The 23,813-nt window shown below is 74.2% G+C and carries 20 protein-coding genes, 1 tRNA gene, 1 other RNA gene and 2 pseudogenes; 13 read left to right on the top strand and 11 right to left on the bottom strand.

Going from position 1 to position 23,813, the window contains the following annotated elements; genetic code table 11:
- Positions 1-122: 122 nt before the first annotated feature.
- Positions 123-758, top strand: a complete 636-nt coding sequence (gene upp / locus ACGH7X_RS18750) for a uracil phosphoribosyltransferase (RefSeq protein ID WP_393804020.1) — start codon at positions 123-125, stop codon at positions 756-758.
- Between the two features lie 16 nt (positions 759-774).
- Here upp and ACGH7X_RS18745 read toward each other — a convergent pair whose 3' ends face one another.
- The 7 genes from ACGH7X_RS18745 to ACGH7X_RS18715 all read right to left on the bottom strand — a co-directional run bounded on the left by ACGH7X_RS18745 (position 775) and on the right by ACGH7X_RS18715 (position 4,858).
- Positions 775-1,389: a LytR C-terminal domain-containing protein gene (locus ACGH7X_RS18745; protein WP_399897149.1), complete on the bottom strand. Its 615-nt coding sequence runs from the start codon at positions 1,387-1,389 to the stop codon at positions 775-777.
- 145 nt (positions 1,390-1,534) lie between these two features.
- Entirely contained in the window at positions 1,535-1,831 is a 297-nt protein-coding gene (locus tag ACGH7X_RS18740; protein WP_003999914.1) for a type II toxin-antitoxin system VapB family antitoxin, read from the bottom strand.
- A 177-nt stretch (positions 1,832-2,008) separates the two neighbouring features.
- A complete protein-coding gene (locus ACGH7X_RS18735; protein ID WP_399886489.1) occupies positions 2,009-2,143 on the bottom strand; it encodes a hypothetical protein in 135 nt (44 codons plus the stop codon).
- A gap of 79 nt (positions 2,144-2,222) precedes the next feature.
- On the bottom strand, positions 2,223-2,504 hold the full coding sequence (locus ACGH7X_RS18730; RefSeq protein WP_399886487.1) for a hypothetical protein: 282 nt from the start codon (positions 2,502-2,504) through the stop codon (positions 2,223-2,225).
- A gap of 231 nt (positions 2,505-2,735) precedes the next feature.
- Positions 2,736-3,419, bottom strand: coding sequence for an HdeD family acid-resistance protein (locus ACGH7X_RS18725; RefSeq protein ID WP_399886486.1), 684 nt, complete (start codon positions 3,417-3,419; stop codon positions 2,736-2,738).
- 103 nt (positions 3,420-3,522) lie between these two features.
- Positions 3,523-4,107: an HhH-GPD-type base excision DNA repair protein gene (locus ACGH7X_RS18720; RefSeq protein WP_399886485.1), complete on the bottom strand. Its 585-nt coding sequence runs from the start codon at positions 4,105-4,107 to the stop codon at positions 3,523-3,525.
- 25 nt (positions 4,108-4,132) lie between these two features.
- On the bottom strand, positions 4,133-4,858 hold the full coding sequence (locus ACGH7X_RS18715) for a siderophore-interacting protein (RefSeq protein WP_399886484.1): 726 nt from the start codon (positions 4,856-4,858) through the stop codon (positions 4,133-4,135).
- A gap of 85 nt (positions 4,859-4,943) precedes the next feature.
- Between ACGH7X_RS18715 and ACGH7X_RS18710 the strand changes: the two genes are divergently transcribed.
- The 6 genes and pseudogenes from ACGH7X_RS18710 to ACGH7X_RS18685 all read left to right on the top strand — a co-directional run.
- Positions 4,944-7,034, top strand: a complete 2,091-nt coding sequence (locus tag ACGH7X_RS18710) for a penicillin acylase family protein (RefSeq protein ID WP_399886483.1) — start codon at positions 4,944-4,946, stop codon at positions 7,032-7,034.
- Complete coding sequence (locus ACGH7X_RS18705) at positions 7,027-7,638, top strand: GNAT family N-acetyltransferase (protein ID WP_399886481.1); 612 nt, start codon at positions 7,027-7,029, stop codon at positions 7,636-7,638. Before ACGH7X_RS18710 ends, ACGH7X_RS18705 begins: the two co-directional genes overlap by 8 nt.
- The gene (locus tag ACGH7X_RS18700; protein ID WP_399886480.1) at positions 7,635-8,126 is read left to right on the top strand and encodes a cupin domain-containing protein; all 492 of its coding nucleotides are present in this window, start codon (positions 7,635-7,637) and stop codon (positions 8,124-8,126) included. The genes ACGH7X_RS18705 and ACGH7X_RS18700 overlap by 4 nt, the downstream gene beginning before the upstream one ends.
- Positions 8,123-8,935 (top strand): SDR family NAD(P)-dependent oxidoreductase, encoded by an 813-nt coding sequence (locus ACGH7X_RS18695; RefSeq protein ID WP_399886479.1) that lies wholly within the window; start codon positions 8,123-8,125, stop codon positions 8,933-8,935. Before ACGH7X_RS18700 ends, ACGH7X_RS18695 begins: the two co-directional genes overlap by 4 nt.
- Before the next feature lie 207 nt (positions 8,936-9,142).
- Positions 9,143-10,954: a copper resistance CopC/CopD family protein gene (locus tag ACGH7X_RS18690; RefSeq protein ID WP_399886478.1), complete on the top strand. Its 1,812-nt coding sequence runs from the start codon at positions 9,143-9,145 to the stop codon at positions 10,952-10,954.
- A gap of 58 nt (positions 10,955-11,012) precedes the next feature.
- Positions 11,013-11,168, top strand: a pseudogene (locus tag ACGH7X_RS18685) (hypothetical protein); the annotation flags it as partial.
- 33 nt (positions 11,169-11,201) lie between these two features.
- Here ACGH7X_RS18685 and ACGH7X_RS18680 read toward each other — a convergent pair.
- The 4 genes from ACGH7X_RS18680 to ACGH7X_RS18665 form a co-directional block, all read right to left on the bottom strand.
- Positions 11,202-12,110 (bottom strand): MBL fold metallo-hydrolase, encoded by a 909-nt coding sequence (locus tag ACGH7X_RS18680; RefSeq protein WP_399897146.1) that lies wholly within the window; start codon positions 12,108-12,110, stop codon positions 11,202-11,204.
- 60 nt (positions 12,111-12,170) lie between these two features.
- Positions 12,171-13,136 (bottom strand): hypothetical protein, encoded by a 966-nt coding sequence (locus ACGH7X_RS18675; protein ID WP_399886477.1) that lies wholly within the window; start codon positions 13,134-13,136, stop codon positions 12,171-12,173.
- 121 nt (positions 13,137-13,257) lie between these two features.
- A complete protein-coding gene (locus ACGH7X_RS18670; RefSeq protein WP_399886476.1) occupies positions 13,258-14,157 on the bottom strand; it encodes a helix-turn-helix domain-containing protein in 900 nt (299 codons plus the stop codon).
- Between the two features lie 174 nt (positions 14,158-14,331).
- A tRNA-Ser gene (locus tag ACGH7X_RS18665) sits at positions 14,332-14,419 on the bottom strand.
- Positions 14,420-14,492: 73 nt separating this feature from the next.
- Between ACGH7X_RS18665 and ffs the strand changes: the two genes are divergently transcribed.
- The 6 genes and pseudogenes from ffs (at position 14,493) to ACGH7X_RS18635 (ending at position 23,777) form a co-directional block, all read left to right on the top strand.
- Positions 14,493-14,589, top strand: an RNA gene (ffs, locus tag ACGH7X_RS18660) — signal recognition particle sRNA small type.
- 45 nt (positions 14,590-14,634) lie between these two features.
- The gene (locus ACGH7X_RS18655; RefSeq protein WP_399886475.1) at positions 14,635-16,902 is read left to right on the top strand and encodes a DNA polymerase III subunit gamma and tau; all 2,268 of its coding nucleotides are present in this window, start codon (positions 14,635-14,637) and stop codon (positions 16,900-16,902) included.
- Between the two features lie 153 nt (positions 16,903-17,055).
- A complete protein-coding gene (purD, locus tag ACGH7X_RS18650; protein WP_399886474.1) occupies positions 17,056-18,306 on the top strand; it encodes a phosphoribosylamine--glycine ligase in 1,251 nt (416 codons plus the stop codon).
- Between the two features lie 339 nt (positions 18,307-18,645).
- Positions 18,646-19,932: pseudogene (locus ACGH7X_RS18645) on the top strand (hypothetical protein); the annotation flags it as partial.
- A gap of 1,376 nt (positions 19,933-21,308) precedes the next feature.
- The gene (locus tag ACGH7X_RS18640) at positions 21,309-22,790 is read left to right on the top strand and encodes a N,N-dimethylformamidase beta subunit family domain-containing protein (protein ID WP_399886473.1); all 1,482 of its coding nucleotides are present in this window, start codon (positions 21,309-21,311) and stop codon (positions 22,788-22,790) included.
- A gap of 84 nt (positions 22,791-22,874) precedes the next feature.
- Positions 22,875-23,777 carry a phosphoribosylaminoimidazolesuccinocarboxamide synthase gene (locus ACGH7X_RS18635; protein WP_399886472.1) on the top strand — a complete coding sequence of 301 codons (903 nt, stop codon included), beginning with the start codon at positions 22,875-22,877 and terminating at the stop codon, positions 23,775-23,777.
- Positions 23,778-23,813 lie beyond the last annotated feature (36 nt).

Raw genomic sequence — 23,813 nt, 5'->3', positions numbered from 1 at the left:
GTCCGTCCCTCCCACCTTCCCCCGGGCGGGTGGTTTGACGCCCGCGAACGAGTGGAGCCGCCGCTCGGGGCTTGCCCGCCGCGGGGACGCCGGTGCCCCGGGGCCCGGTTACTGTGGTGGGCATGCGTCTCCACGTCGTCGACCACCCCCTGGTCGCCCACAAGCTCACCACGCTGCGCGACCAGCGCACCGACTCCGCGACCTTCCGCCGTCTCGCCGACGAGCTGGTCACCCTGCTCGCCTACGAGGCCACGCGCGACGTGCGCACCGAACAGGTCGACATCCGCACGCCGGTCTCGCAGACCACCGGCGTCAAGCTCTCCCACCCGCGCCCGCTGGTGGTGCCGATCCTGCGGGCCGGCCTCGGCATGCTCGACGGCATGGTCCGGCTGCTGCCGACCGCCGAGGTGGGCTTCCTGGGCATGGTGCGCGACGAGGAGACGCTCCAGGCCTCCACCTACGCCACGCGCATGCCGGACGACCTCTCCGGGCGTCAGGTGTACGTCCTGGACCCGATGCTGGCCACGGGCGGCACCCTGGTCGCGTCGATCCGGGAGCTGATCAAGCGCGGCGCCGACGACGTGACGGCCGTGGTGCTGCTCGCCGCTCCCGAGGGCGTCGAACTCATGGAGCGCGAGCTGGCCGGCACCCCGGTGACGGTCGTGACGGCCTCGGTCGACGAGCGCCTGAATGAGCAGGGTTACATCGTGCCGGGCCTCGGCGACGCGGGCGACCGGATGTACGGGGCGGCCGAGTAGCCACCCCCGGGGGCGCTCAGCAGCTCTTCTTCTGAGCGGCGGGCGTCGACCGCGGCGCGGCCAGCTCGGCCAGCGCCGTGTCGGCGGCCGCGCGCTTCGCCAGCCCCTTGAAGCCGTTGCCGATGATCAGATCGACGGCGGCGCCCTTGCGGGCCGCGTCGGTGCGGTGTTCGGCGGCGGGCAGCTGGGTGCCGAGTACGGGGAGCGAACTCTTCAGAGCGGCGGCCGGGCCGAGCAGCAGACCCGTGCCGGCGACCTTCTTGTCGTACTCCTTGGGGGCGTTGCTCACGTCGCCCACGCGGAAGCCGCGCTTCTTCAGCTCGTCGGCGGTCTTCTGTGCCAGGCCGCTGCGGGTGGTCGCGTTGAGCACGTTGACGGTGACCTGACCCGGCTTCGGCAGCACCGCGGCGGCGGGCGAGGCGCTCGCCCTCGCGGTGGTGGCACAGCCCGCCGCACCGGCCGCCGAGGCCTTGTCGCCGCCGGTGAAGACGTCGATGAGCTGCAGCGTGCCCCAGCCGAGCACTCCGAGAACGGTGACGCAGGCGACGGCGACGAACGCGATCCTGCCGCGTCGTCGTGCCGGGCGCATCCGCGGGTACTTGTCCCCCGTGATCTTGTACTGGCCACCCATGCCGGGAGGAGTCAGCATGCTCATGGGCGCAGCGTAGTGCGCTTGAGCGGCGATGCCTATTAGATGATCAGTCGACGTTCCGTGGTTCGGTGCAACGCAACCCGAAAGGGTCAAGCGGGAGCCCCACGGGGGCGGTCGGACCCGGTCAGTCGAGTTCGAGGACCCGGGCGTGCAGCACCTGGCGCTGCTGGAGCGCGGCCCGCACCGCGCGGTGCAGCCCGTCCTCCAGGTACAGATCGCCCTGCCACTTCACGACGTGCGCGAAGAGGTCGCCGTAGAAGGTGGAGTCCTCGGCCAGGAGCGTTTCCAGGTCGAGCTGGCCCTTGGTCGTCACGAGCTGATCGAGGCGGACCGGGCGCGGCGCGACGTCCGCCCACTGCCGGGTGCTTTCCCGGCCGTGGTCGGGGTACGGCCGGCCGTTTCCGATGCGCTTGAAGATCACACGGAAAGCCTACCGGCCCGGACGTTGCGGGCGCAGCCATGGCGCCGGAGTGCGGCGCCGGAAATGACGCCGGAAACGGGATCAATCGGGACCGGGCCCGCGGGACGGGCGACCGTGAGGGTCTTCAGCCTGCGGCGGAGACGGTGCGTGACCCGCCTCCGCCGCCCGGACCCTCCGTCAGCCGCGCCTCCGTTCCCGGGTGGGGAGCCGCTGTTCGCCGGCGGCCTGCGGCTCGGTGCCCGGCTTGGGGGCGCGGCGGGCGGCCTCGGCGCGCAGGAGGGCGCGCAGGACGGCGTAGGGGTCGTTGGGCATGGCGGTTCCTCGTTCCTGGTTCCGTGCATCGCGTGGTGTCCCTGCTCGTGCGGACCGGCGGGGGACCGGTCCGGCGCGGTCAGCAGCGCAGCACCACGGAGCGCGGGCCGCGGGCGGAGGGCGGCGACCCGGCCGGAACGAGGGCCGAGGGGAACCGGACACGGTGGCAGCCGTCCGCCACGCAGGACGCCGGAGCCGGCCGGACCACGGCGGCACGCCGGCCGCCGCGGCCCGGGGAGCGCAGGGCGGTGTCGAGGTGGTCGTACTCCCCCGCCGTGCCGCCCGCACCGGCCACCGGCACGGTCGGCGCCGCCTGCGCCGTCATGTGCGTGCAGGGCACGACCAGGACGAGCAGCAGCACCAGGACCCGCAGCCGGGCGACGCGGCGCCCTCCACGCGTCCGGCGTCTCCCACGCCCCCAGCCTCTCCAGCGCCCCCCACGCCCCCCGCGTCCGGCGCGCGCGGCGCGGGCGGCGGCAGAGGCGTGCGGTGCGGGGCTCACGTCAGTCGTGTCCCCGCCCGGCGTACGCCGTCCACCGCGCCGGCGACGAGAACCGCCCGCTCGGCGTAGGGGAGGACGGGCGGCGCCCGTTCACGGGGTGCGGGGGACCTCGTGCGCACGCCCGCGCAGCCGCACGGACGTGACGATCTCGACGACGCCGACGACGACCAGCCACCAGCCGCCGACCAGCATCAAAACGGTGGCCGACTCGACCGGCGAGTCGATCAGGACGACGCCGGCGACGACGGTGACGGCGCCGAGGAAGATGTGCCAGCCGCGCGCGGGCATCGCGGGGTCGTGCACGGCGGCCACGATCTGCGTGACACCGCGGAACAGCCAGCCGATGCCGATCCACAGCGCGAGCAGCAGCACCGACTGCAGCGGGCCGCGGAAACAGAACAGACCCAGCAGGATCGACACGGCGCCACTGATGAACGCCAGCACCCGCAGCGAGGTCCTGCGGTGCGTGCCGAAGGCGGCGGCCAGCTGGAGGATGCCGCTGATGACGAGGTAGAGGCCGAAGAGCACGCCGGCCGCGAGCAGCGAGGCGCCCGGCCAGACCAGGACCAGCACGCCCAGGATCAGTGAGGCGACACCGGTGAACAGCACGGTCTGCCAGGCGGCACGGGACAGCAGGTGCAGCGGCCCCTCGAAGGCCGGCTCGGGCTCGGGCTCCTGCCGTCCGGGCGCCGCTGCGTGCGTCCCGTGCCGGGCGTGCACGCCGCGGTCGTCGTACGCGGCCCCTCCGGGGGACCCGCCGGGTGGTTCGGTCATGCCCCATGCTGCGAGCACCCGCGACGCCCCCGCCACCGGAGACGGTCCACGGGGCTGACAGGGGCGCCGGGTGGGACGCGGGCCGGCGCCGGCCGGGTGCCGCCTACTTGCCGGAGGCCTTTGCCGCGGCCTTCATCTCCTGCTTGTGCGCGCGCACCTTGGTCAGCGACTCCGGCCCCGTGATGTCCGCGACGGACCGGAAGGAGCCGGGTTCGCCGTACGCGCCCGCGGCCTCGCGCCACCCCTCGGGACGGACGTCGAGCTGCTTGCCGAGCAGGGCGAGGAAGATCTGGGCCTTCTGCTTGCCGAAGCCCGGCAGTTCCTGGAGCCGCTTCAGCAGCTCCCTGCCGGTGGGGACGCCCCGCCAGACGGCCTCGGCGTCACCGTCGTACGTCTCGACGAGGTACCGGCACAGCTGCTGGACGCGCCCCGCCATCGAGCCGGGGTAGCGGTGCACGGCCGGCTTGTCGGACAGCAGCGCGACGAACGCCTCCGGGTCGTAAGCGGCGATGTCGTGCGCGTCCAGGTCCTCCGCGCCCATGCGCCGGGCGATGGTCGACGGCCCCTTGAAAGCCCACTCCATGGGCACTTGCTGGTCGAGCAGCATGCCGACCAGCGCGGCGAGCGGACTGCGCCCCAGCAGCTCGTCGGCCTCGGGGTCCTGGGCGAGGTGAAGTGTGACGTCCATGGCCCCGATGATCGCGCCTGCGGGCTCAGGTCGCGCGCCAGTACCCCAGCGCGTTCACCCGCTGCCTGGGAACGCCCAGCTCCTTGCGGGCGTACGAGGCCAGCGCCCGCGTGGTCGCGGTGTCGCAGGCGATCCACACGAACGGCTCGGACGTGGACCGCAGCAGCTCCGGCAGCGCCTCCTTCACCCGCGCGACCAGCTGCGCGCCCCCGTTCTTGCGCGCAACCGCGTGCACCTCGTGCCGCTCGGGGTCGGTGCGGAAGGGGAGCCCCTCGTCCGTGCCGCCCTCGAACCAGATGGTCGCGGGCACCGGTCCCAGCGCGTCGAGGAGGGAGTTGAGGGCGGGCAGGGACGCCGGGTCCGCGACCGCGAAGACACGGGAGGGCGGGGGCTCGGGCACCTCGAAGCCGGTGCCCTGGACCGTCGCCTCGATGGTGTCGCCCGGCTTCGCCGCCCGCGCCCAGTCGCTCGCGCACCCCTCGTGCAGGGCGAACTCCATGCCGAAGGTGCCGGCCGCCGGGTCCGGGTCGACCAGTGTGTACCCCCGCTGGTGCGGCTTGCCGGCGTTGTCGAACCACAGCCGCACCCACATCGTGGGGTGGACGCCGGTCGCCGCTAGCATGCCGCCGTCGCTCAGCCGCAGCCGCCGGTAGTGCGGGGTCACGTCCTCGGCGTGCGTCACGGTGAACTCGAAGTCCTTCGCGCGCATCAGCTTGAGGACCGCGCCCTCCCAACCCCGCCCCTGCCCCATGATTCCTTCACCCTTCACGTACTATTCGGCCACCACGTCCAAGAACTTAGGTGAGCCTAACCTAAAGGAAAGTAGGGGCACAGAGGTGAGCGCCGAGACATACCGCGACGCCTGGGGGATCCCGCACCTGCGCGCGGACACCCCGCGCGAACTCGCCCGCGCCCAGGGCCGGGTGACCGCCCGTGACCGCGCCTGGCAACTGGAGGTCGAGCGGCACCGAGCCCAGGGCACCTCCGCCTCCTTCCTCGGACCCGAGGCCCTGCCCTGGGACCGCCTCGCCCGCCGCGCCCGGGTCGCGGACACCGCACGCCGCTGCTTCACCGCCCTGGAGGAGAAGGACCCGGAGACGGCCGCCTGGGTGCGGGCGTACGTCGACGGCGTGAACGAGGGGCTGGCCGAAGGGCCGGGAGACGACGGACCCGCCGCCCCCGAGTTCGCGCGCACCGGCCTCGCCCCCGGCCGCTGGGAGCCCTGGACCCCGCTCGGCGTCTGGCTCGCCACCCACATCCTCTTCGCGGGCTTCCCCGCCAAGCTGTGGCGCGAGCACATCACCGCGCACCTCGGTCCGGAGGCCGTCGCCCTCTTCGCCGCCGACGGCCCCGGCACGGCGGGCAGCAACGGCTGGCTGGTGAGCGGCGAGCGGACCACGACCGGGTACGCGGTCATCGCGGGCGACCCGCACCGCTTCATCGAGGACCCCGGCGTCTACCAGCAGGTCCACCTGTCCTGCCCGGAGTTCGACGTCGTCGGCCTCGCCGTGCCCGGCGTCCCCGGCGTCGCCCACTTCGGCCACACCGGCACGGTCGCCTGGGCCATCACCAACGCCATGGCCGACTACCAGGACCTGTACCGCGAGCGCCTGCGCCGCACCGGCGCCGGTGTGGAGGCGCTCGGCCCCGACGGCACCTGGCACCGCGCCGCCCGGCACACGGAACGCATCGACGTGGCCGGGGAGGGGACCGTCGAGGTCGAGGTCATCGAGACCGACCGCGGCCCGGTGATCGCCGGCGGCCCCGAGGGCCTCGACGACGGCACCCCGGCCGCCCTCAGCCTGCGCTACCCGCCCCGCGTCACCGCCGACCTCGGCTTCGGCGTCCTGCTGCCGCTGCTGCGGGCCCGCCGGGTCGCCGACGTGGACCGCGCCCTGGACGCGTGGGCCGAGCCGGTCAACGTCGTGCAGGCCGCCGACACCGAGGGCGGGCTGCTGCACCGGGTCGCCGGGCGCGTACCCGTGCGCCCCGCCGCCAACGGCCTGCGCCCGGTGCCCGCCTGGGAGGACGGCCACGAGTGGACCGGCTGGCACACCCCGCCCCGCGCCGGACTCACCGAAGGCGTCGCCGTGATGGCCAACCAGCGCGGCCCGGCCGCCCCGCTCGGCGTCGAGTTCGCCCCGCCGCACCGCGCCGAGCGCATCGCCGCCCTGCTCGCGGAGAAGGAGCACTGGTCGGCGGCGGACATGCCCGCGATCCACACGGACACCCACCTCGGCTCGGCGGGCCCCCTCCTGGACCACCTCGCCGCGCTGTCCGGCCTCACCTCCGCCGCGGCCGCCCTGCGCGACCGCCTCCTCGGCTGGGACCGGCGCATGGACGCCGGCAGCACCGACGCGGCGGCGTACGCGGCCGTGCGCGCAGCGGTCGTACGCGGTCTTACGGCGCACCCGGTCCTCGCCGCGGCGTCCGTGCCGCCCGCGTACCCCGAGGTGCTCCTGCCGTGGCTCGCGCTCGTGCCGCGCGTCGGACACGCCCTGGAACACCTGCTGCGCGCGGAGGACCTCTACGGCATCGACCGCGCCGCGACCGTCCGCGCCGCCCTGGAGGAGGTCGCCGCGCGACCGCCCGCCGGCACGTGGGGGGACACGCACCGCCTGGCCCCCTGGCGGGCGCTTCCGGACAGCGGCTCCCGCGCGGAGGAACCCGGCCTCTCCGGCGACCACGACTGCGTACTGTGCACCTCCCCCGTGCCCGGCCTCACCGACCGCGCCGCACGCGGGCCGGCCGCCCGGTACGTCTGGGACCTGGCCGACCGCGCGAACAGCCGCTGGGTGGTGCCGCACGGCGCCTCGGGCGTCCCGGGCTCGCCCCACCACCGCGACCAGCAGCCCCTGTGGCTCGACGGCGAACTCGCCCCGGTGATCACCGACTTCACCCGGCTCACGAAGGAATCCGATGGCTGACCACCCGTACGCCGACCGCGCGCCCGTCCACGAGCAGCACCTTGCCGGCTTCGGCACCGTCCGCGTCTTCCCCCTCGACGCCGCCGTGGACGCGGCGGTGATCCATCGCTGGGTGAGCGAGGAGCGAGCCGCCTTCTGGGGCATGACGGGACTGACGCGGGCTCAGGTCGCCGGGATCTACACCCACATGGACACGCTCGACACCCACCACGCCTTCCTGGTCGTCAAGGACGGCGAGCCGGTCGCCCTGCTCCAGACCTACGAACCCGGGGCCGACCGGGTGAGCGAGTGCTACGACGTCGAACCCGGCGACATCGGCGTCCACCTGCTGCTCGCCCCCGCCGGAACCGGGGGCGCGCGGCCCGGCTGGACGGCCGCGCTGGCGGGGACCCTCATGGCGTACGTCCTGCGGGGCCTGGACCGGACGCGGATCGTGGTCGACCCGGACGTGGACAACGAGAAGGCGATCGCCCGCTTCCTCAAGCAGGGCTTCACCGCCGGACCCGCGGTCGTGCTGCCCGAGGTCGACCTGCCGGACGTGTACCTGCCGGAGAAGAAGGCACAACTCGCTTTCCTCCGCCGGGAGGTAGCGTTCGCCGGGTGACTTCCCCGCCGACCGCCGAGGACCTGATCACGCACTACGGGCTGGAGCCCATCCCCCGTGAGGGCGGTCTGTTCCGGCGCACCTGGGCCGGGCCGGAGCGCCCGGACGGACGCCCGGCGGGCTCGGCCATCGTCGCTCTGCTCACCGCCCGACCGGGTGACTTCTCCGCCCTGCACCGCCTGCCCGCCGACGAGGTCTGGCACTTCTACCTCGGCGATCCGCTGGAGCTGCTGCTCCTCGCCCCGGACGGCGGCGCGCGTACGGCCGTGCTGGGACCGGACGTCCTGGGCGGGCAGCACGTGCAGTTCACCGTCCCGGCCGGGACCTGGATGGGCGGCAGGGTGGCGGCGGGCGGCGCGTGGTCGTTGTTCGGCTGCACGATGGCGCCCGGATTCACCTACGGGGACTACGAGCACGGCGACGCCGCCGGCCTCACGGCGCGCTACCCGGCCGAGGCCGCGCGGATCGTGGAACTGTGCCGTCCATGAACCCGTCCGTGAACCCGCACACGAGCCCGTCCGTGAACCCGCCCACCCGTCTCCTCGAGGGTCAGGTCGCCCTGGTCACCGGCGCGGGCGGGGGCATCGGCCGGGGGATCGCGCTGCGGTTCGCCGAGGAGGGCGCGGCGGTCGCGCTGCACTGCCGTACGGCGGTGGCGGCGGCGCGGGAGGTGGCTGAACGCATCCGGGAGCGCGGGGGCGAGGCCACGGTCCTGCGGGCCGAGCTCACCGACGAGGACGCCTGCCGGCGCCTGGTCGAGGAGGCCGCCGACTGGGGCGGCGGACGGCTCTCGGCGTTGGTCAACAACGCGGGCGTGCAGCCGCTGCGGGAGCTGCCCGGCATGACGGCGGCCGAGTGGCGTGCGGTGGTGGACACCAACCTCACCGGCGTCTTCGCGTGCACGCAGGCCGCGGCCCGGGTCATGCGGGCCCAGGACGGCGGCGGCACGGTCACGCACATCGCCTCCATCGAGGCGGGCGCCCCCGCTCCCGCCCACGCGCACTACAGCGCCTCCAAGGCGGCGGTCGTGATGCACGCCAGGTCGGCGGCCCTGGAGTACGGCTCGTGGGGCGTGCGGGTCAACTCCGTCTCGCCCGGCCTCGTCGACCGGGAGGGCCTCGCGGAGGCCTGGCCGGAGGGCGTACGGAGATGGCGGCGGGCGGCGCCGACGGGACGGCTGGGGCGCCCGGAGGACGTGGGCGACGCGTGCGTGTTCCTCGCCTCCCGGCTGGCGTCCTGGGTCACCGGCCACGACCTCGTGGTGGACGGCGGGGTGACGGCACGCCCGTCGTGGTGAGGAGCCGTCGGGCACACGGGTGAGCGGGGCGGCCTCCGCGTCCGTACGTATCCACGAGGCAGTGGGTCCCGACGACGGAGATGCGACGTGAGGTGTGGTGGCGGTGCGTGCGCTGGAGCCCGGGAGCGAGAGTGCGGACGGGACCGGCGGGACCGGCGGCGAGGACCTGACCGGCGGGGAGGTGACCGGCGGGGAGTTCGGCGGCTGGTGCTGCTGGGCACCGTGCTGGTCCTGCTCCTCCTCGGCGGCGCGGGACCGGCGTCCGCCCACGCCGCCCTCAGCTCCACCGACCCCGAGGACGGAACCGTCCTCCAGCGGGCCCCCCGCCACGTCACCCTGACCTTCAGCGAGTCCGTCGGCCTGCGCGACGACTCCTTCCGCGTCCTGGACCCCGGCGGCCACCGGGTCCACACGGGGGAGGCCGGGCGCGCGGCCGGGCGGTCCGACACGGCCCGCGTCGCGCTGCCGGGCGAGCTGGACGAGGGCACGTACACCGTGGCCTGGCGCGTGGTGTCGGCCGACAGCCACCCCGTCTCGGGCGCCTTCACCTTCTCCGTGGGCAAGCCGTCGCAGACGACCGCGCCCCTGGACACCGGTCCCACGGAGGACCCGCTGACAGCGACCCTCCACAAGATCGCCCGCTACCTCTCCTACCTCGCCGCGGCCCTGCTCATCGGCGTCGCCGCCTTCGTCGCCCTGTGCCGCCCGCCGGACCCCGCCCCGCTGCGCCGGCCGCTGGTGGCGGGCTGGTGGACGCTGCTGGGGGCCACCCTCGCCCTGTTGGTGCTGCGTGCCCCGTACGAGGCGGGGACGGGACCGTCGGCGGCCCTGGACGCGGCCGCGCTGGGCGACACCCTCACGACCCGCCCCGGTGTCCTGCTGCTGGTCAGACTGGCACTGCTCGCGCCGGCCGCCCTGTTCCTCGTACGCGCGGCCCGGGTGGACCGGCAGGGGGAGCGCCCCCCGCTCCTCGCCGCGGCGGGCGCCGTACTGGCGGTCGGCCTCGCCCTGACCTGGGCCGCCGCCGAGCACGCCTCGGCCGGCATACAGGTGCCGGTCGCGATGACGTCCTCCGTGCTGCATCTGCTGGCCACCGCGGTGTGGCTCGGCGGTCTCGTGGCCCTGCTCACCACCCTGCGCTCCGCCCCGGACACGGCCACCGTCGCCCGGTTCTCCCGGACCGCCCTCGCCTCCGTGACCGTCCTGGTCGTCACCGGCCTCTACCAGTCCTGGCGCGGCCTCGGCTCCTGGCAGGCGCTCACGGGGTCGGCGTACGGCAGGCTGCTGCTCGTCAAGGTGGTCCTGGTAGCGGTACTGCTGGCCGCGGCGGCGGTGTCCCGGAGGTGGACGGCCGCGCTGGTGACGGCGGAGCCGCGCGTTCGGGAGCGGGAACGGGACCGTGTGCGCGAGCGGGTGCCGGTGCCGGCTGGCGGCCCACCCGTCGCGGCGCCGGAACCGTCCGAACCGGAACCGTCAGTGCCGGAACCGCCGGTGTCGGAACCGCCGGTGTCGGAACCGCCCGCCGCCGGGGCAGCCCTTCGGCGCGGTCTGCGCCGTTCCGTCCTGGTCGAGGCAGTCGTCGCCGCCGTCGTCCTGGTGGTCACGACCGTGCTGACCAGCACCCTGCCCGGCCGGGCGGCGGACGAGGCGGCGCGGACCGCTCCGGCGGGCGGGGTGCTGCCCGCGTCGGTCACCACGATCCCCTTCGAGGTCGGCGCCTCCGGCCGGGGCACGGTCCAGGTCACCCTCGACCCCGGCCGCACCGGCGACAACGCGGTGCAGGCCGTCGTCTTCGGCCCCGACGGCAGCCTGGCCGCCGTACCCGAACTGCGGCTCTCCTTCACCCTGCCCGACAAGGACGTGGGACCCATCGACGCGCGACTCGTCGACCGGGGCGGCTACTGGAGCGCCAACACCCTCACCCTCCCGCTCCCCGGCGTCTGGACGATGCGGACGACGATCCGGGTGTCGGAGATCGACCAGGTCAGCGAGACGCGGCGGATACGGATCGAGCGGTAGCGGGGCGCGCCCTATAACGTTCCGGGTTCCCCGACTGCGTGCCGTCGGTGGACGATGCGTGAGCCTGGACGCGGCCGTGATCCGCTGCCGCGTCGTCCCGGCCGTCATGCACCTCCTGGGCCGCCACGCCTGGTGGCTCCCGTCCCCCGTGGCCCGCCGGCTGCCGAGGGTGACGCTGGAGGCCGCGACGGCGGAGGGCCCGAAGGTGGAGTGAGTCGAAGGTGAAGTGAGTCCGCGGGGGCCGGGGTCAGTAGCGGGGGAACGGCGCCCACTGCTTGATCGCGAAGCCGCTGCCGGTGTTCTCGATCTCCAGGGCGGTGTGGCCGCTGAAGTGGGCGGGGAACATGAGGGCCTTGTTGTCGGCGGCCCAGCCGAGCAGCCGGAGGCGGGTGGCCCGGGACTGGGCCGGATCCAGGTCGAAGCAGCTGTTGTGGCCGGGGTGGGTGATCTGGAGAGGCGTGTGGAGGATGTCGCCCGCGAACAGCGCACGCTCCCCGCGGGAGTCGAGCGTGATCACGCCGGCGCCGGGGGTGTGGCCGGGCGCGGCCTCCAGACGCAGGTTGGCGTCGATCTCCCGGCTCGTCTCCCACAGTTGGACCTGGCCCGAGGCCAGGACGGGGGCGATGCTGTCCTCGAAGGCGTTCTCGTTGACGCCGCCGGTGATGTCCGGGTTGTTGGCCGGGTTCCAGTACTCGACGTCGATCTTCGGCATGAGGTAGGTGGCGTTGGGAAAAGTGGGGGTCCAGACGCCGTCGACGAGCCGGGTGTTCCAGCCGATGTGGTCGCTGTGCAGGTGGGTGTTGACCACCAGGTCGACGTCCTCGGGCCGCACACCGGCACGGGCGAGATTGCCGAGGTAGTCCAGCGTGAGATGGTCCCAGGCCTCGACGGCCGGGCGGGTCTTGTCGTTGCCGACGCCGGTGTCGATCAGGATCGTACGGCCGCCATTGCGCAGTACCCAGGTCTGCATGGCGGTGTGGACCATGACGCCGTCGGCTCCCAGGTGGTCGGGCACGAGGTTCTCGCGGTGGTCCCGCCAGGCCTGCTCGGGCATGCCGGGAAAGAACTGGTCCGCGGGCATGATCGGCCCGTGCATCTCCTCGACACGGGTGACGGTGACGTCGCCCAAGGTGATCTCGTGCGTGGTCTCGTGCATGTCCTGCATGGTGCTTCTCCTTCAGTTCCTTCAGTGCGTGTGCGTGTGCGTGTGCGGGCGTCAGCGGTCGAGGCGGGCGAGGAGCAGGTTCGGGTCCTTCCTGGTGAGGTAGGCGGCGCTCAGCACGTAGACCCGGTCGCCGCGCAGAGCGATGGATGTGGGGTTCTGCAGGCCGTCGGCCGAGGTCAGGACGGTGGAGTGGCTGCCGTCGGGCTGGACGAGCGCGACCTCGCTCGGGCCGTTGAGCGTGGCCAGCAGCTGGTCGCCGCGGCCGGTGAAGGCGAAGTCGTCGATCCCCGTCAGGCCGCTGGCCTCGGTCCGGACCTTGCCGGCGCGTCCGTGCCAACGGATGGGGATACGCAGGACGGTGCCCTTGTCGAGGTTGGTGGCCCAGACGGAACCGTTGTGGATCTTCAGCCCGTTGGCTCCGAGGAAGCCCGTGGAGGCCAGCTCGGGGGCGGTGGACCAGGCGGTGGGGGTGCCCCCGGAGGCGGGGACCTTCCAGATGGTGCCGAGTACGGAATCGGTGATGTAGAGGGTGTCGGTCCGCCGGTCCAGCGCCAGGCCGTTGGGCAGGCCGTTCGCGGGCAGCGCGGCGATCCGCTGCGGCCGGCCGCCGGGGTGCAGCCGCCACACGCCGGTGAGGTCTGCGGTGCCGGTGGCGTACAGAAAGTACAGCGTGCCGTCGTGAGCACGTACGACGCCGGTGGTCAGCGGGAAGCCCATGACAGGGGTGTGGACGCCGCCGTCCGCGGGCTCCGGCAGGGTGGCGAGGACCCGGACGGCCCCCGCGCGGGAGATTCTGGCGACCTGCCGGCCCGCGGCGAAGGTGACGTACGCGTCACCGTTCGGCGCCATGGCGATGTTCTCCGGCGTCCGGCCCTCGGCCAGGTCGAAGTGCTCGGCGATCCGCGCTTCGGTCAGGGGGGCGGAGACGGCCGAGGCCGCGGTGGGAACGAGTGCCGGGATGGTGGCCGCGACCATGATGCCCGCCGTCAGGGCGGACCGGAAAAGCCTCGTGGACATGATTTTTTCCTGTTTCGGGGTGTTTTCGGGCATGCGGCGGCGACATGCCGACGCATGCGGTGGCCTGGGGGCCGTGGGCGGATGGGTGGGTATGTGGACGCGTGGGCTATCGACGAGGACGTCAGTCCTGGCCGACGCGGGACCCTGTCCTTGCCGGTCCGGTGGAGAAACCGGACTGCGCGGTGGCCCGGGCGAGCAGGGTCAGCCCCGCCCGTGAGGGTGAGTCCGGTTCCGTGGTGGCGACGACCACGACGGGGCCCGGCCCGTGGCTCAGCGTCTGCTGCGTGACGGTCAGCGAACCGACCAGCGGATGGCGCATCTCGTAGGCGGCGACGGTGCACGCCCTGATCCGGTGGTCGGCCCACATGGTGGCGAACTCCCCGCTCTTCGCCGACAGTTCGCCCACCAGCGCGTGCAGCGCCGTGTCCTCCGGATGCCGGCCCGCCACCAGGCGCAGACTCCCCACCACCGCCCTGGCCTTGCTCGGCCAGTCCGCGTACAGCTCACGGACATGTGAGTCGAGGAACACCAGCCTGGCCATGTTGGGACGCTCACGGGGGAGGTCCGGGGCACCCGGGTCCAGGTGCCCGGCGAACAGGGCGTGCCCCGGCCGGTTCCACGCCAGCACATCGCTGCGACGTCCCAGAACGATCGCCGGGACATCCCCCATCACGTCCAGCAACTGGCGGGTCGGCTCCGACACACGTTCCGGCGCGGGCCGCCGGCCGCGGGTGCGCTGTCTGCCCGTACGGGCCACGTCATGCAGGTACCGCCGCTCGGACTCGTCCAGCAGCAGCGCCCCGGCAAGCGCGTCCAGCACCTCGGGGGACGCGCTCTGGGACTCCCCCCGCTCCAACCGCGTGTAGTACGAGGCGCTCACCCCCGCCAGCAGCGCGAGCTCCTCGCGGCGAAGACCCGGTACACGCCGGCGCTCCCCGTAAGTGGGCACCCCGACATCCTCCGGGCGCAGTTGGGAGCGCCGGGTGTGCAGGAACTCCCCGAGGGGCGATTTCGCGGTCATGGCTGCAAGTGTGGGACCTGCCCCAGCAGGTTGCCTGCCCCAACCAGGGGTAGGCAGCGGCGGGTCCGGTGAGCCCGTACGCGCACGGCGACTGAGACCAGAACTGAGACCACACACGTCGAAGGGGCCCGCTGCGAACAGCGGGCCCCTTCGATTTCGTGCCCGGTGAGGCACTGGCGGAGGATACGAGATTCGAACTCGTGAGGGGTTGCCCCCAACACGCTTTCCAAGCGTGCGCCCTAGGCCACTAGGCGAATCCTCCGCGGAGAACATTACATGACGCCCGGGAGTGCTTGCGAACTCGTTCTGGGGGCCCGACATCGGGTAACGTGTGGCTCAGCCCCTCACGCGGCGCTATCTGACTGAACTCCCCCAGGGCCGGAAGGCAGCAAGGGTAGGTCGGCTCTGGCGGGTGCGTGGGGGGCGTCTCTTTTGTGGGCGGTCCGGTTGTCGGCGGTCGCCTATAACCTCGTATGCGTGTCGTCTCTCGCGCTCTACCGCCGTTACCGCCCGGAGTCCTTCGCCGAGGTCATCGGGCAGGGGCATGTCACCGACCCGCTGCAGCAGGCGCTGCGGAACAACCGGGTCAATCACGCGTACCTGTTCAGCGGTCCGCGCGGCTGCGGCAAGACGACCAGCGCCCGGATCCTGGCGCGGTGTCTGAACTGCGAGCAGGGACCCACGCCGACCCCCTGCGGCGAGTGCCAGTCGTGCCAGGACCTCGCCAGGAACGGGCCGGGGTCGATCGACGTCATCGAGATCGACGCCGCCTCGCACGGAGGCGTGGACGACGCCCGTGACCTGCGCGAGAAGGCGTTCTTCGGGCCCGCCTCCAGCCGGTACAAGATCTACATCATCGACGAGGCCCACATGGTCTCCCCGCAGGGCTTCAACGCCCTGCTGAAGGTCGTCGAGGAGCCCCCGGAGCATCTCAAGTTCATCTTCGCGACCACCGAGCCCGAGAAGGTCATCGGGACCATCCGGTCGCGGACCCACCACTATCCGTTCCGGCTCGTGCCGCCCGGCACCCTGCGCGACTATCTCGCCGAGGTGTGCGGCCGGGAGGGGATCGCGATCGAGGAGGGCGTGCTGCCGCTGGTGGTGCGGGCCGGCGCGGGGTCCGTGCGTGACTCCATGTCCGTCATGGACCAGCTGCTCGCGGGCGCCGGTGCCGACGGTGTGACGTACGACATGACGACCGCCCTGCTCGGCTACACGGACGGATCGCTGCTCGACTCCGTCGTCGAGTCGTTCGTCTCGGGGGACGGCTCGGCCGCCTTCGAGGTCGTGGACCGCGTCATCGAGGGCGGCAACGACCCGCGGCGCTTCGTCACCGACCTGCTGGAGCGCCTCCGTGACCTGGTGATCCTCGCCGCCGTGCCCGACGCGGCGGACAAGGGGCTCATCGACGCCCCCGCCGACGTCGTGGAGCGGATGCAGGCCCAGGCGCGGTCCTTCGGCGCCGCCGAGCTGAGCCGGGCCGCCGACATCGTCAACGAGGGGCTCACCGAGATGCGCGGCGCCCACTCGCCGCGCCTCCAGCTGGAGCTGATCTGCGCGCGCGTGATGCTGCCCGCCGCGTACGGCGACGAGCGTTCGGTGATGGCCCGCCTGGACCGGATCGAGCGCGGGGTGCAGTTCTCGGCCGGCGCGGGCGCGCCCGCCATGGGGTACGTGCCCGGGCCCGAGGCGCATGCGGGTGCGGGGGGTGCGGCGGGGGCCGCCGCACCCCCCGTTCCGCCCGCCGAGGCTCCGGTCGCGCCCGGCGGCGGGCCCGCCGCGGCCCGGGCGGCGGTCCGGAATCCCGGTGGACCGTCCTCGGACGCGGCCGTCGGCGCCGGTCCCGCCCCTGACGAAGGCGGCGGTCCCACCGGTGGCGTGCGGCCCCAGTCCTCTCCCGCCCCCGACACCGCGCCCGCCCCGAGCGCGCCGCCCGCCGCGGCGCCTCCCTCGGCGCCCGCGCCGGGTGCCTGGCCGGCCGCGGCTCCCGCGGGCGGCGGGCGCCGTCCCGGTGGGTGGCCCACGACGGCACCGGCCGGCGGCGGACAGCCCCGGACACCGGACGCTCCCGGACCCGCCGCGGCCCCGGCCGCTGCCCCGGCTACCGCCCCTGCCGCCGCTGCCCCCGCCCCCGCACCCGCCTCTCCGCCGCCGGGCGGCACCGGGGTCGACCCCCGCACGATCTGGCCCAACATCCTGGAGGCGGTCAAGAACCGGCGCCGGTTCACCTGGATCCTGCTCAGCCAGAACGCCCAGGTGACCGGCTTCGACGGCACCTCACTCCAGATCGGCTTCGTCAACGCCGGAGCTCGCGACAACTTCGTGAGCAGCGGCAGCGAGGACGTGCTGCGGCAGGCCCTGGCCGAGCAGTTCAACGTGCAGTGGAAGATCGACGCGATCGTCGACCCCTCCGGCGGTTCGGCGCCCCCACCGCCCGCCGGTCCCTCCGGTGGCCAGGGCGGATCCGGTGGTGGTGGCGGAGGCGGCTTCGGCGGTGGCGGCTTCGGTGGCGGCGCGCCCGCACCGAGGCCCTCGACGCCCGCGCCCGCCGCCCAGCCGTCCGCGCCGGCTCCGGAGCCCGCCCCCGCGCCTCGGCCCTCGGCGCCCGAGCCGCGCCCGGTCTCCCCCGAGGACGACGTTCCCGAGGACGACGACCCGGACCTCGACGAGACCGCCCTCTCCGGCAGGGAACTGCTGGTGCGGGAGCTGGGCGCGACGGTGGTCGAGGAGATCGCGCACGAGTAGGCGGGGCGGTGCGGCCACTCCCGTACCGCCGCTGGTGCCCGAAACCGCGCGGTGCCCGTACCGCTCGTACTGGAGGAAGCCACAAGCGCCTGCGCCCCGTGCCTTCGGAAGCCCGCACAAAGCGCATCGCCCCGTTCCCATTAGGCTGACCCCGTGAAGGTCCTTGTCATCGGCGGCGGCGCCCGCGAACACGCCCTGTGCCGTTCCCTGTCCCTCGACCCCGACGTGACCGCGCTGCACTGCGCACCCGGCAACGCCGGTATCGCCGAGGTCGCCGAACTGCACCAGGTCGACGCCCTCGACGGCGCGGCCGTCACCGCGCTGGCCACCCGGCTCGGCGCCGAGCTGGTCGTGGTCGGCCCGGAGGCGCCCCTGGTCGCCGGGGTCGCCGACGCCGTGCGCGAGGCGGGCATCCCAGTCTTCGGCCCCTCGGGCGAGGCCGCTCGGCTGGAGGGCTCCAAGGCCTTCGCCAAGGACGTCATGGCCGGCGCCGGCGTACCCACGGCCCGCTCCTACGTCTGCACGAACCCCGCCGAGGTCGACGCGGCCCTCGCCGCCTTCGGCGCGCCCTACGTCGTCAAGGACGACGGGCTGGCCGCCGGCAAGGGCGTCGTCGTCACCGACGACGTCGAGGCGGCCCGGACGCACGCGGCGGCCTGCGACCGCGTGGTCATCGAGGAGTTCCTGGACGGCCCCGAGGTCTCCCTCTTCGCCGTCACCGACGGCGAGAACGTGCGCCCGCTCCAGCCCGCCCAGGACTTCAAGCGCGCCCTCGACGGCGACGAGGGCCCCAACACCGGCGGCATGGGCGCGTACTCGCCGCTGCCCTGGGCCGACCCCAAGCTGGTCGACGAGGTCGTGCAGAGCGTGCTCCAGCCGACCGTCGACGAGATGCGCCGCCGCGGCACCCCGTTCTCCGGCCTGCTGTACGCCGGTCTCGCGATCACCTCGCGCGGGGTGCGCGTGATCGAGTTCAACGCCCGTTTCGGCGACCCCGAGACCCAGGTCGTACTGGCCCGCCTGAGGACCCCGCTGGCCGGTCTGCTGATGGCCGCCGCCACCGGCAACCTCGCCGACCTCGAGCCGCTGCGCTGGAGCGACGACGCGGCCGTCACCGTGGTCGTCGCCTCCCACAACTACCCCGGCACCCCGCGCACCGGCGACCCGATCACCGGCCTCGACGAGGTGGCCGCGGAGGACGCCCCGCACGCCTACGTCCTGCACGCCGGCACCCGGGCCGAGGGCGACGCCGTGCTCAGCGCCGGCGGGCGCGTCCTGTCCGTCACGGCCACCGGCGCCGACCTCACCGAGGCACGCGACCGCGCCTACCGGGCCGTCGCCCGCATCGGCCTCGACGGCTCGCAGCACCGCACCGACATCGCGGCGCGGGCGGCGGGCGCGTGACCGAGGGGGTCCCCTGGACTCCCTGAACACCCGTTCCGCACCGAACACGACAGGCCCCGGCTCCGTCTCCTCAGGAACCGGGGCCTGACCCTTGCTGTCCGTCTCCACCTTTCCCCAAAGCCATTCCATCGAGTGACCGATGGGCCATACGGCTGACGGGCGCGGGGGCCCCAACTATGGTGCCGCGCAAGCGTTCCGGCACTTGGCCCACCGGCATTGCGATGTCAGTGCCGGGTGCCACAGTGGGGGGAGTGAGCAAGAGCGGAAGACCACAAGAGCAGCAGGACGGTCCAGGACAGACAGGGCAGACAGGACAGCGATGAGGGGGTGAGGTCCGCCGTGACCGCTATCGGTGGTGTGGAGATGGGCGTGCAGGCCGCGCGTTCCCGGGCACTGGCGGTGCTGCGCGTGCGCAGCCGTGCGCTGGCCGTGGCCCTGCTGCCCGCTGCCGCCGCCGTGATCCTCCTCGTCGGCGGCTCCACCGGGCGCCTCGCGGGCGAGGGCTGGGACGTCGTGCGCTGGGCCGTGTCCGTCCTCGCGCTGCTCGTGCTGCCGGCCGCCGCCGGGGTCGCCCTGGTCGTGGCCCGCTCCCGGCCCGCCGTGACGCCCACGGTCACGATCGCCGAGGAGTCCGCGCCGGACCTCTACCGGATGGTGCGCGACCTGGCCGACCGGCTCGACGTCCCCGCCCCCTCCGCGATAGCCCTCACCCCGGACTGCGACAGCTGGCTGGAGGACCGTACCCATCCGGCCCACGGCCGGCCGCCGCCCGAGGAGAAGGACGACGACGACCTGGCCGGCCTGGGCGGACCCGCCCGGCGCCGGAGTGCCGCCGCGCCCGTCCTGGTCATCGGCTCGCCCTTCCTGTGGTGGATGCGGGTGGGCGAGCTGCGCGCCGTCCTCGCCCCGGTCGTCGCCGGTACGGGACCCTCGGCGCACCCCGACATAGCCGCCGCCCGGCGCTTCATACGGGGCCTGGACGCCGCCGTGGCGGTGGCCTCGGCGGGCCGACGCGACCCGCTGTCCCGTGTGGCGTGCGCGGGCCTGGGCTGGGTGTCCCGGCTGCTGCTGCGCAGTTGTCGCGCTCACGCGGCCGAGATGGAGCGCGGGGTCGCGGTGGCCGCCGCCGAGCGTGCACAGGCTGTGGACTACGGGCTGCGGATCGTCGCGCAGGAGCAGGTCGGGCTCGCCTACGCGGGCTGGGACCGGCTGCTGACCCGGGTCGCGCTGCCCGCCTGGCGGATGGGCCGCTGGCCCTCCCGGCTGGACGTGGGCGTCGTCGCCGCCCTCACGGAGCTGTCCCGCCGCGACCGCCTGGCCGAGGGGTTCGCCTCCCGACTGGGCGAGCGTCCCGCCTGCGACCTGCTGGAGGAGCCCGGGGCGATGGACGAGGCGGTCTCGCTCCTCGCCGCGCGCCTCTTCCACGGCGGGCCCGCCGAGGCGGGCCCGGACTGGTCGCCGGTGGGCTGGGACGAGTACCCCGAGGAGGTCGTCGACCGGACCTGGCGCACGGACGCGGCCCGCCTGCACCGCGTCCTGGACACCCTCGGCGTCCGCCGCACCGCCGCACCGGGCACCGACGGCCCGACCCTGGCCCGCGTCCTGGACCACCTCACGACCCCGGACCCCGTGGTGCCCGACGCTTCTCCGGCGACTGATCCCGGGGCCGCGACTGGACCCGAAGCAGGGGCCGGGAGGGGAATTGGGGCAGGGCCTGGCCATAGGGTCTGGACCGACCCTGCCTCCGGGACCGGCCCTGCTTCCGGGACCGAGACCGCGTCCGGGACCTGGACCGAGGCCGACACTGAGCCCGGGACCACGGCCGGGGCTGGGACCCCGACCGGAGCAGAGGTCGGGCGTCGACCCGAGGCGGCTACCGCGACCGGGGCTGGGCCCGGTGCCGTCACCGGTGCTGGCACCGGCGCGCCGGACGCTGCCACCGGCGCCCCGCACCCGCCGCACGGCGACTCAGACGCCTCCGCCGACCACCGCGCCCCGGCCGACGTGGCCGTTCCCGGTGAAGGCCGCCCGGACCACCGCGCCCCTGCCGACGTGGCCGTTCCCGGTGAAGGCCGCCCGGACCACCGCGCCCCGGCCGACGCGGCCGTTCCCGGTGAAGGCCGCCCGGACCACCGCGCCCCGGCCGACGCGGCCCTCCCCGGTGAAGGCCGCCCGGACCACCGCACCCCGGCCGACGTGGCCGTTCCCGGTGAAGGCCGCCCGGACCACCGCACCCCCACCGACGCGGCCCTCCCCGGTGAAGGCCGCCCGGACCACCGCACCCCCACCGACGCGGCCCTCCCCGGCGAAGGCCACCCCGACCACCGCACCCCCACCGACGCCCCGGCCCCCGCCGACGCCCCGGCCCTCGCCGACGCCCCCGCCCCCGCCGACGACGAGGACGACCTCGCCGGTACCACGGACCGTGGCGCGGCGCTGGCCGCCGGGCTCAGTGCGCAGTTGGCCCGCGAGGAGGCGGAGGGGCGGCCCACCGGAGCCGGAGGCTCGTCCGCCCCGGGGCCGGCAGCCGGGCCCGACCCCGCTCTCTGGGACGACCGGGCGCTCCCTCTCCTCCCGTTGCAGCCCCCGCGCACCGGCCGCGAGATCCTCACCGCGCACATCACGGCGATGGTGTGCTGCGCGGCGATGGACACCGCGGGCGCGGCGCCGGGCCTGGACTGGCTCGACGGACCGTCGCTCCTGTTCAGCGGCGCCCGCGCCGCGGACCTGGCCCCCAGCGTGCTCAGCCTCGTCGAGACCGGCGACCCGGGCCCGCTGCGCGCCTGGATGACCGAACTCGGCGTTCGCCCGGAGAAGCCGGTGCGCCTGGTCTGACCTCTCGCGCCGAGGTGAATCGGATCCTCCCATTCCACTTTCGGCCAGTTCGCAACGAACAGTGACAGCCCGCGTGCGAAATGTGATGTGCTGGGACCGATCGCGCACATGGCAAGAGCGTTTCGTCATACGCACGACCACGGGGGCACGAGGGAGGGGACTTTCCCATGGGGCCCGAGCAGATCCGCCGCTGGGAGTCGGGAGCACTCGCGCACGCCGTGACGGACCCCTTCGGACTGGGGCCCGTTCCGTGGCTGCGCGGGGGTGAGACGTACTTCGGGGACACCGGCCAGGTGGTCGCCTGGTACGCGGACCGGGACGCCACCGCCCAGGACCCGGACGGGCACCCCGGCACCGGCGGCGGCCCCCGCGCCGCCGACGACGTCCGCCGCCAGATCAAGGGCTTCACCGCGACCGGAGCCGCCGCGCCCGGCGAGGCCATCGACTTCCACATCACCGTCGACCCGCCGCAGGAGTTCAGCGTCGACGTCTACCGGATCGGCCACTACGGCGGTGACGGCGCCGCCAAGATCACCACCAGCCCCCGGCTGTCCGGCATCGTCCAGCCCCCTCCGCTCACCGCCGACCGCACGGTCTCCTGCCACCACTGGTGGCTGTCCTGGCGGCTCCAGATCCCCACGTACTGGAACATCGGCGCGTACGTGGCCGTCCTCACCACCGTCGACGGCTACCGCTCCCACGTCCCCTTCACGGTCCGCGACAGCCACCCGGCCGACCTGCTCCTGCTCCTGCCGGACGTCACCTGGCAGGCGTACAACCTCTACCCCGAGGACGGCCGCACCGGAGCCAGCCTCTACCACGCCTGGGACGAGAAGGGCCGGCTGCTGGGCGAGGCGGACGCCGCGACGACCGTCTCCTTCGACCGCCCGTACGCGGGCGCGGGCCTGCCGCTGCACGTCGGGCACGCCTACGACTTCATCCGCTTCGCCGAGCGCTACGGCTACGACCTCGCCTACGCCGACGCCCGCGACCTGCACTCCGGCCGCATCGACCCGGCCCGCTACCGGGGCCTGGTCTTCCCCGGCCACGACGAGTACTGGTCCACCCCCATGCGCCGCACCGCGGGACTCGCCCGCGAGCAGGGCACGTCCCTGGTCTTCCTCTCCGCCAACACCATGTACTGGCAGGTGGAGCTGGCCCCCTCCCCGTCCGGCGCCCCCGACCGCCTGCTGACCTGCCGCAAACGCAGGGGCCCGGGGCGGCCCGCCCTGTGGCGGGAGATCGACCGCGCCGAGCAGCAGCTGCTCGGCATCCAGTACGCCGGCCGCGTCCCCGAACCGCACCCGATGGTCGTCCGCAACGCCGACCACTGGCTCTGGGAGGCCACCGGAGCGCACGAGGGTGACGAGATCGAGGATTTGGTCGCCGGCGAGGCCGACCGCTACTTCCCGCGCACCGCGCTCCCCGAGCACGACGAGCGGGTCCTGCTCGCCCACTCGCCGTACACCGACGCCGACGGCGCACGGCGCCACCAGGAGACGTCGCTGTACCGGGCCCCGTCCGGCGCCTGGGTCTTCGCTTCCGGAACCTTCGCCTGGTCCCCGGCCCTGGACCGCCCCGGCCACGTCGACCCGCGCGTCCAGCGCGCCACCGCCAACCTCCTGGACCGCATCTGCAAACGGGACTGACCTGCGCAGGGACCGCCCCGCCCGTCGCCCTCCTCCCGACGTACGGGACAATCGACGTACTAGACAGAACCACGGGGAGGAACCGTGTCCGGATTCGTTGAAAAGCCCGAGCCGATCCAGGTTCCGGGTCTGGTGCATCTGCACACCGGCAAGGTGCGCGAGCTGTACCGGAACGAGGCGGGCGACCTCGTGATGGTCGCCAGCGACCGCATGTCCGCCTACGACTGGGTGCTGCCGACCGAGATCCCCGACAAGGGCCGGGTCCTCACCCAGCTCTCCCTGTGGTGGTTCGACCAGCTCGCCGACCTGGCCCCGAACCATGTCCTGAGCACCGAGCTGCCGCCGGGCGCCCCCGCCGACTGGGAGGGCCGCGCGCTGGTCTGCAAGTCGCTGCGGATGGTCCCCGTGGAGTGCGTGGCCCGCGGTTACCTCACCGGCTCCGGGCTGGCGGAGTACAACGAGACCCGTACCGTGTGCGGCCTCGCGCTGCCCGAGGGCCTCGTCGACGGCTCGGAGCTGCCCGGCCCGATCTTCACCCCGGCCACCAAGGCCGAGGTCGGCGAGCACGACGAGAACGTCTCCTACGAGGAGGTCGCCCGCCAGGTCGGCGCGGACACCGCGGCCGCCCTGCGCCAGGCGACCCTCGCCGTGTACTCCCGCGCCCGGGACATCGCCCGCGACCGCGGCGTCGTCCTCGCGGACACCAAGTTCGAGTTCGGCTTCGACGGGGACGACACCCTGGTCCTCGCCGACGAGGTCCTCACCCCGGACTCCTCCCGCTTCTGGCCGGCCGACCAGTGGCAGCCGGGCCGCGCGCAGCCGTCGTACGACAAGCAGTTCGTGCGGGACTGGCTGACCTCGGCGGAGTCCGGCTGGGACCGGAAGAGCGAGCAGCCCCCGCCGGCGCTGCCGCAGCAGGTCGTGGACGCCACCCGCGCCAAGTACGTGGAGGCCTACGAGCGCCTGACCGGCCTGAGCTGGAGCTAGAGGGGCCGGGGCCACCCCCGAAGAGGCCCCGGCACA

The organism is Streptomyces sp. BBFR51, assembly GCF_044591655.1.
In the GTDB taxonomy this organism is placed as follows: Bacteria; Actinomycetota; Actinomycetes; order Streptomycetales; family Streptomycetaceae; genus Streptomyces.
The sequence above is the reverse complement of the archived record's forward strand: the minus strand, read 5'-3'. Positions and strand labels throughout refer to the sequence as shown.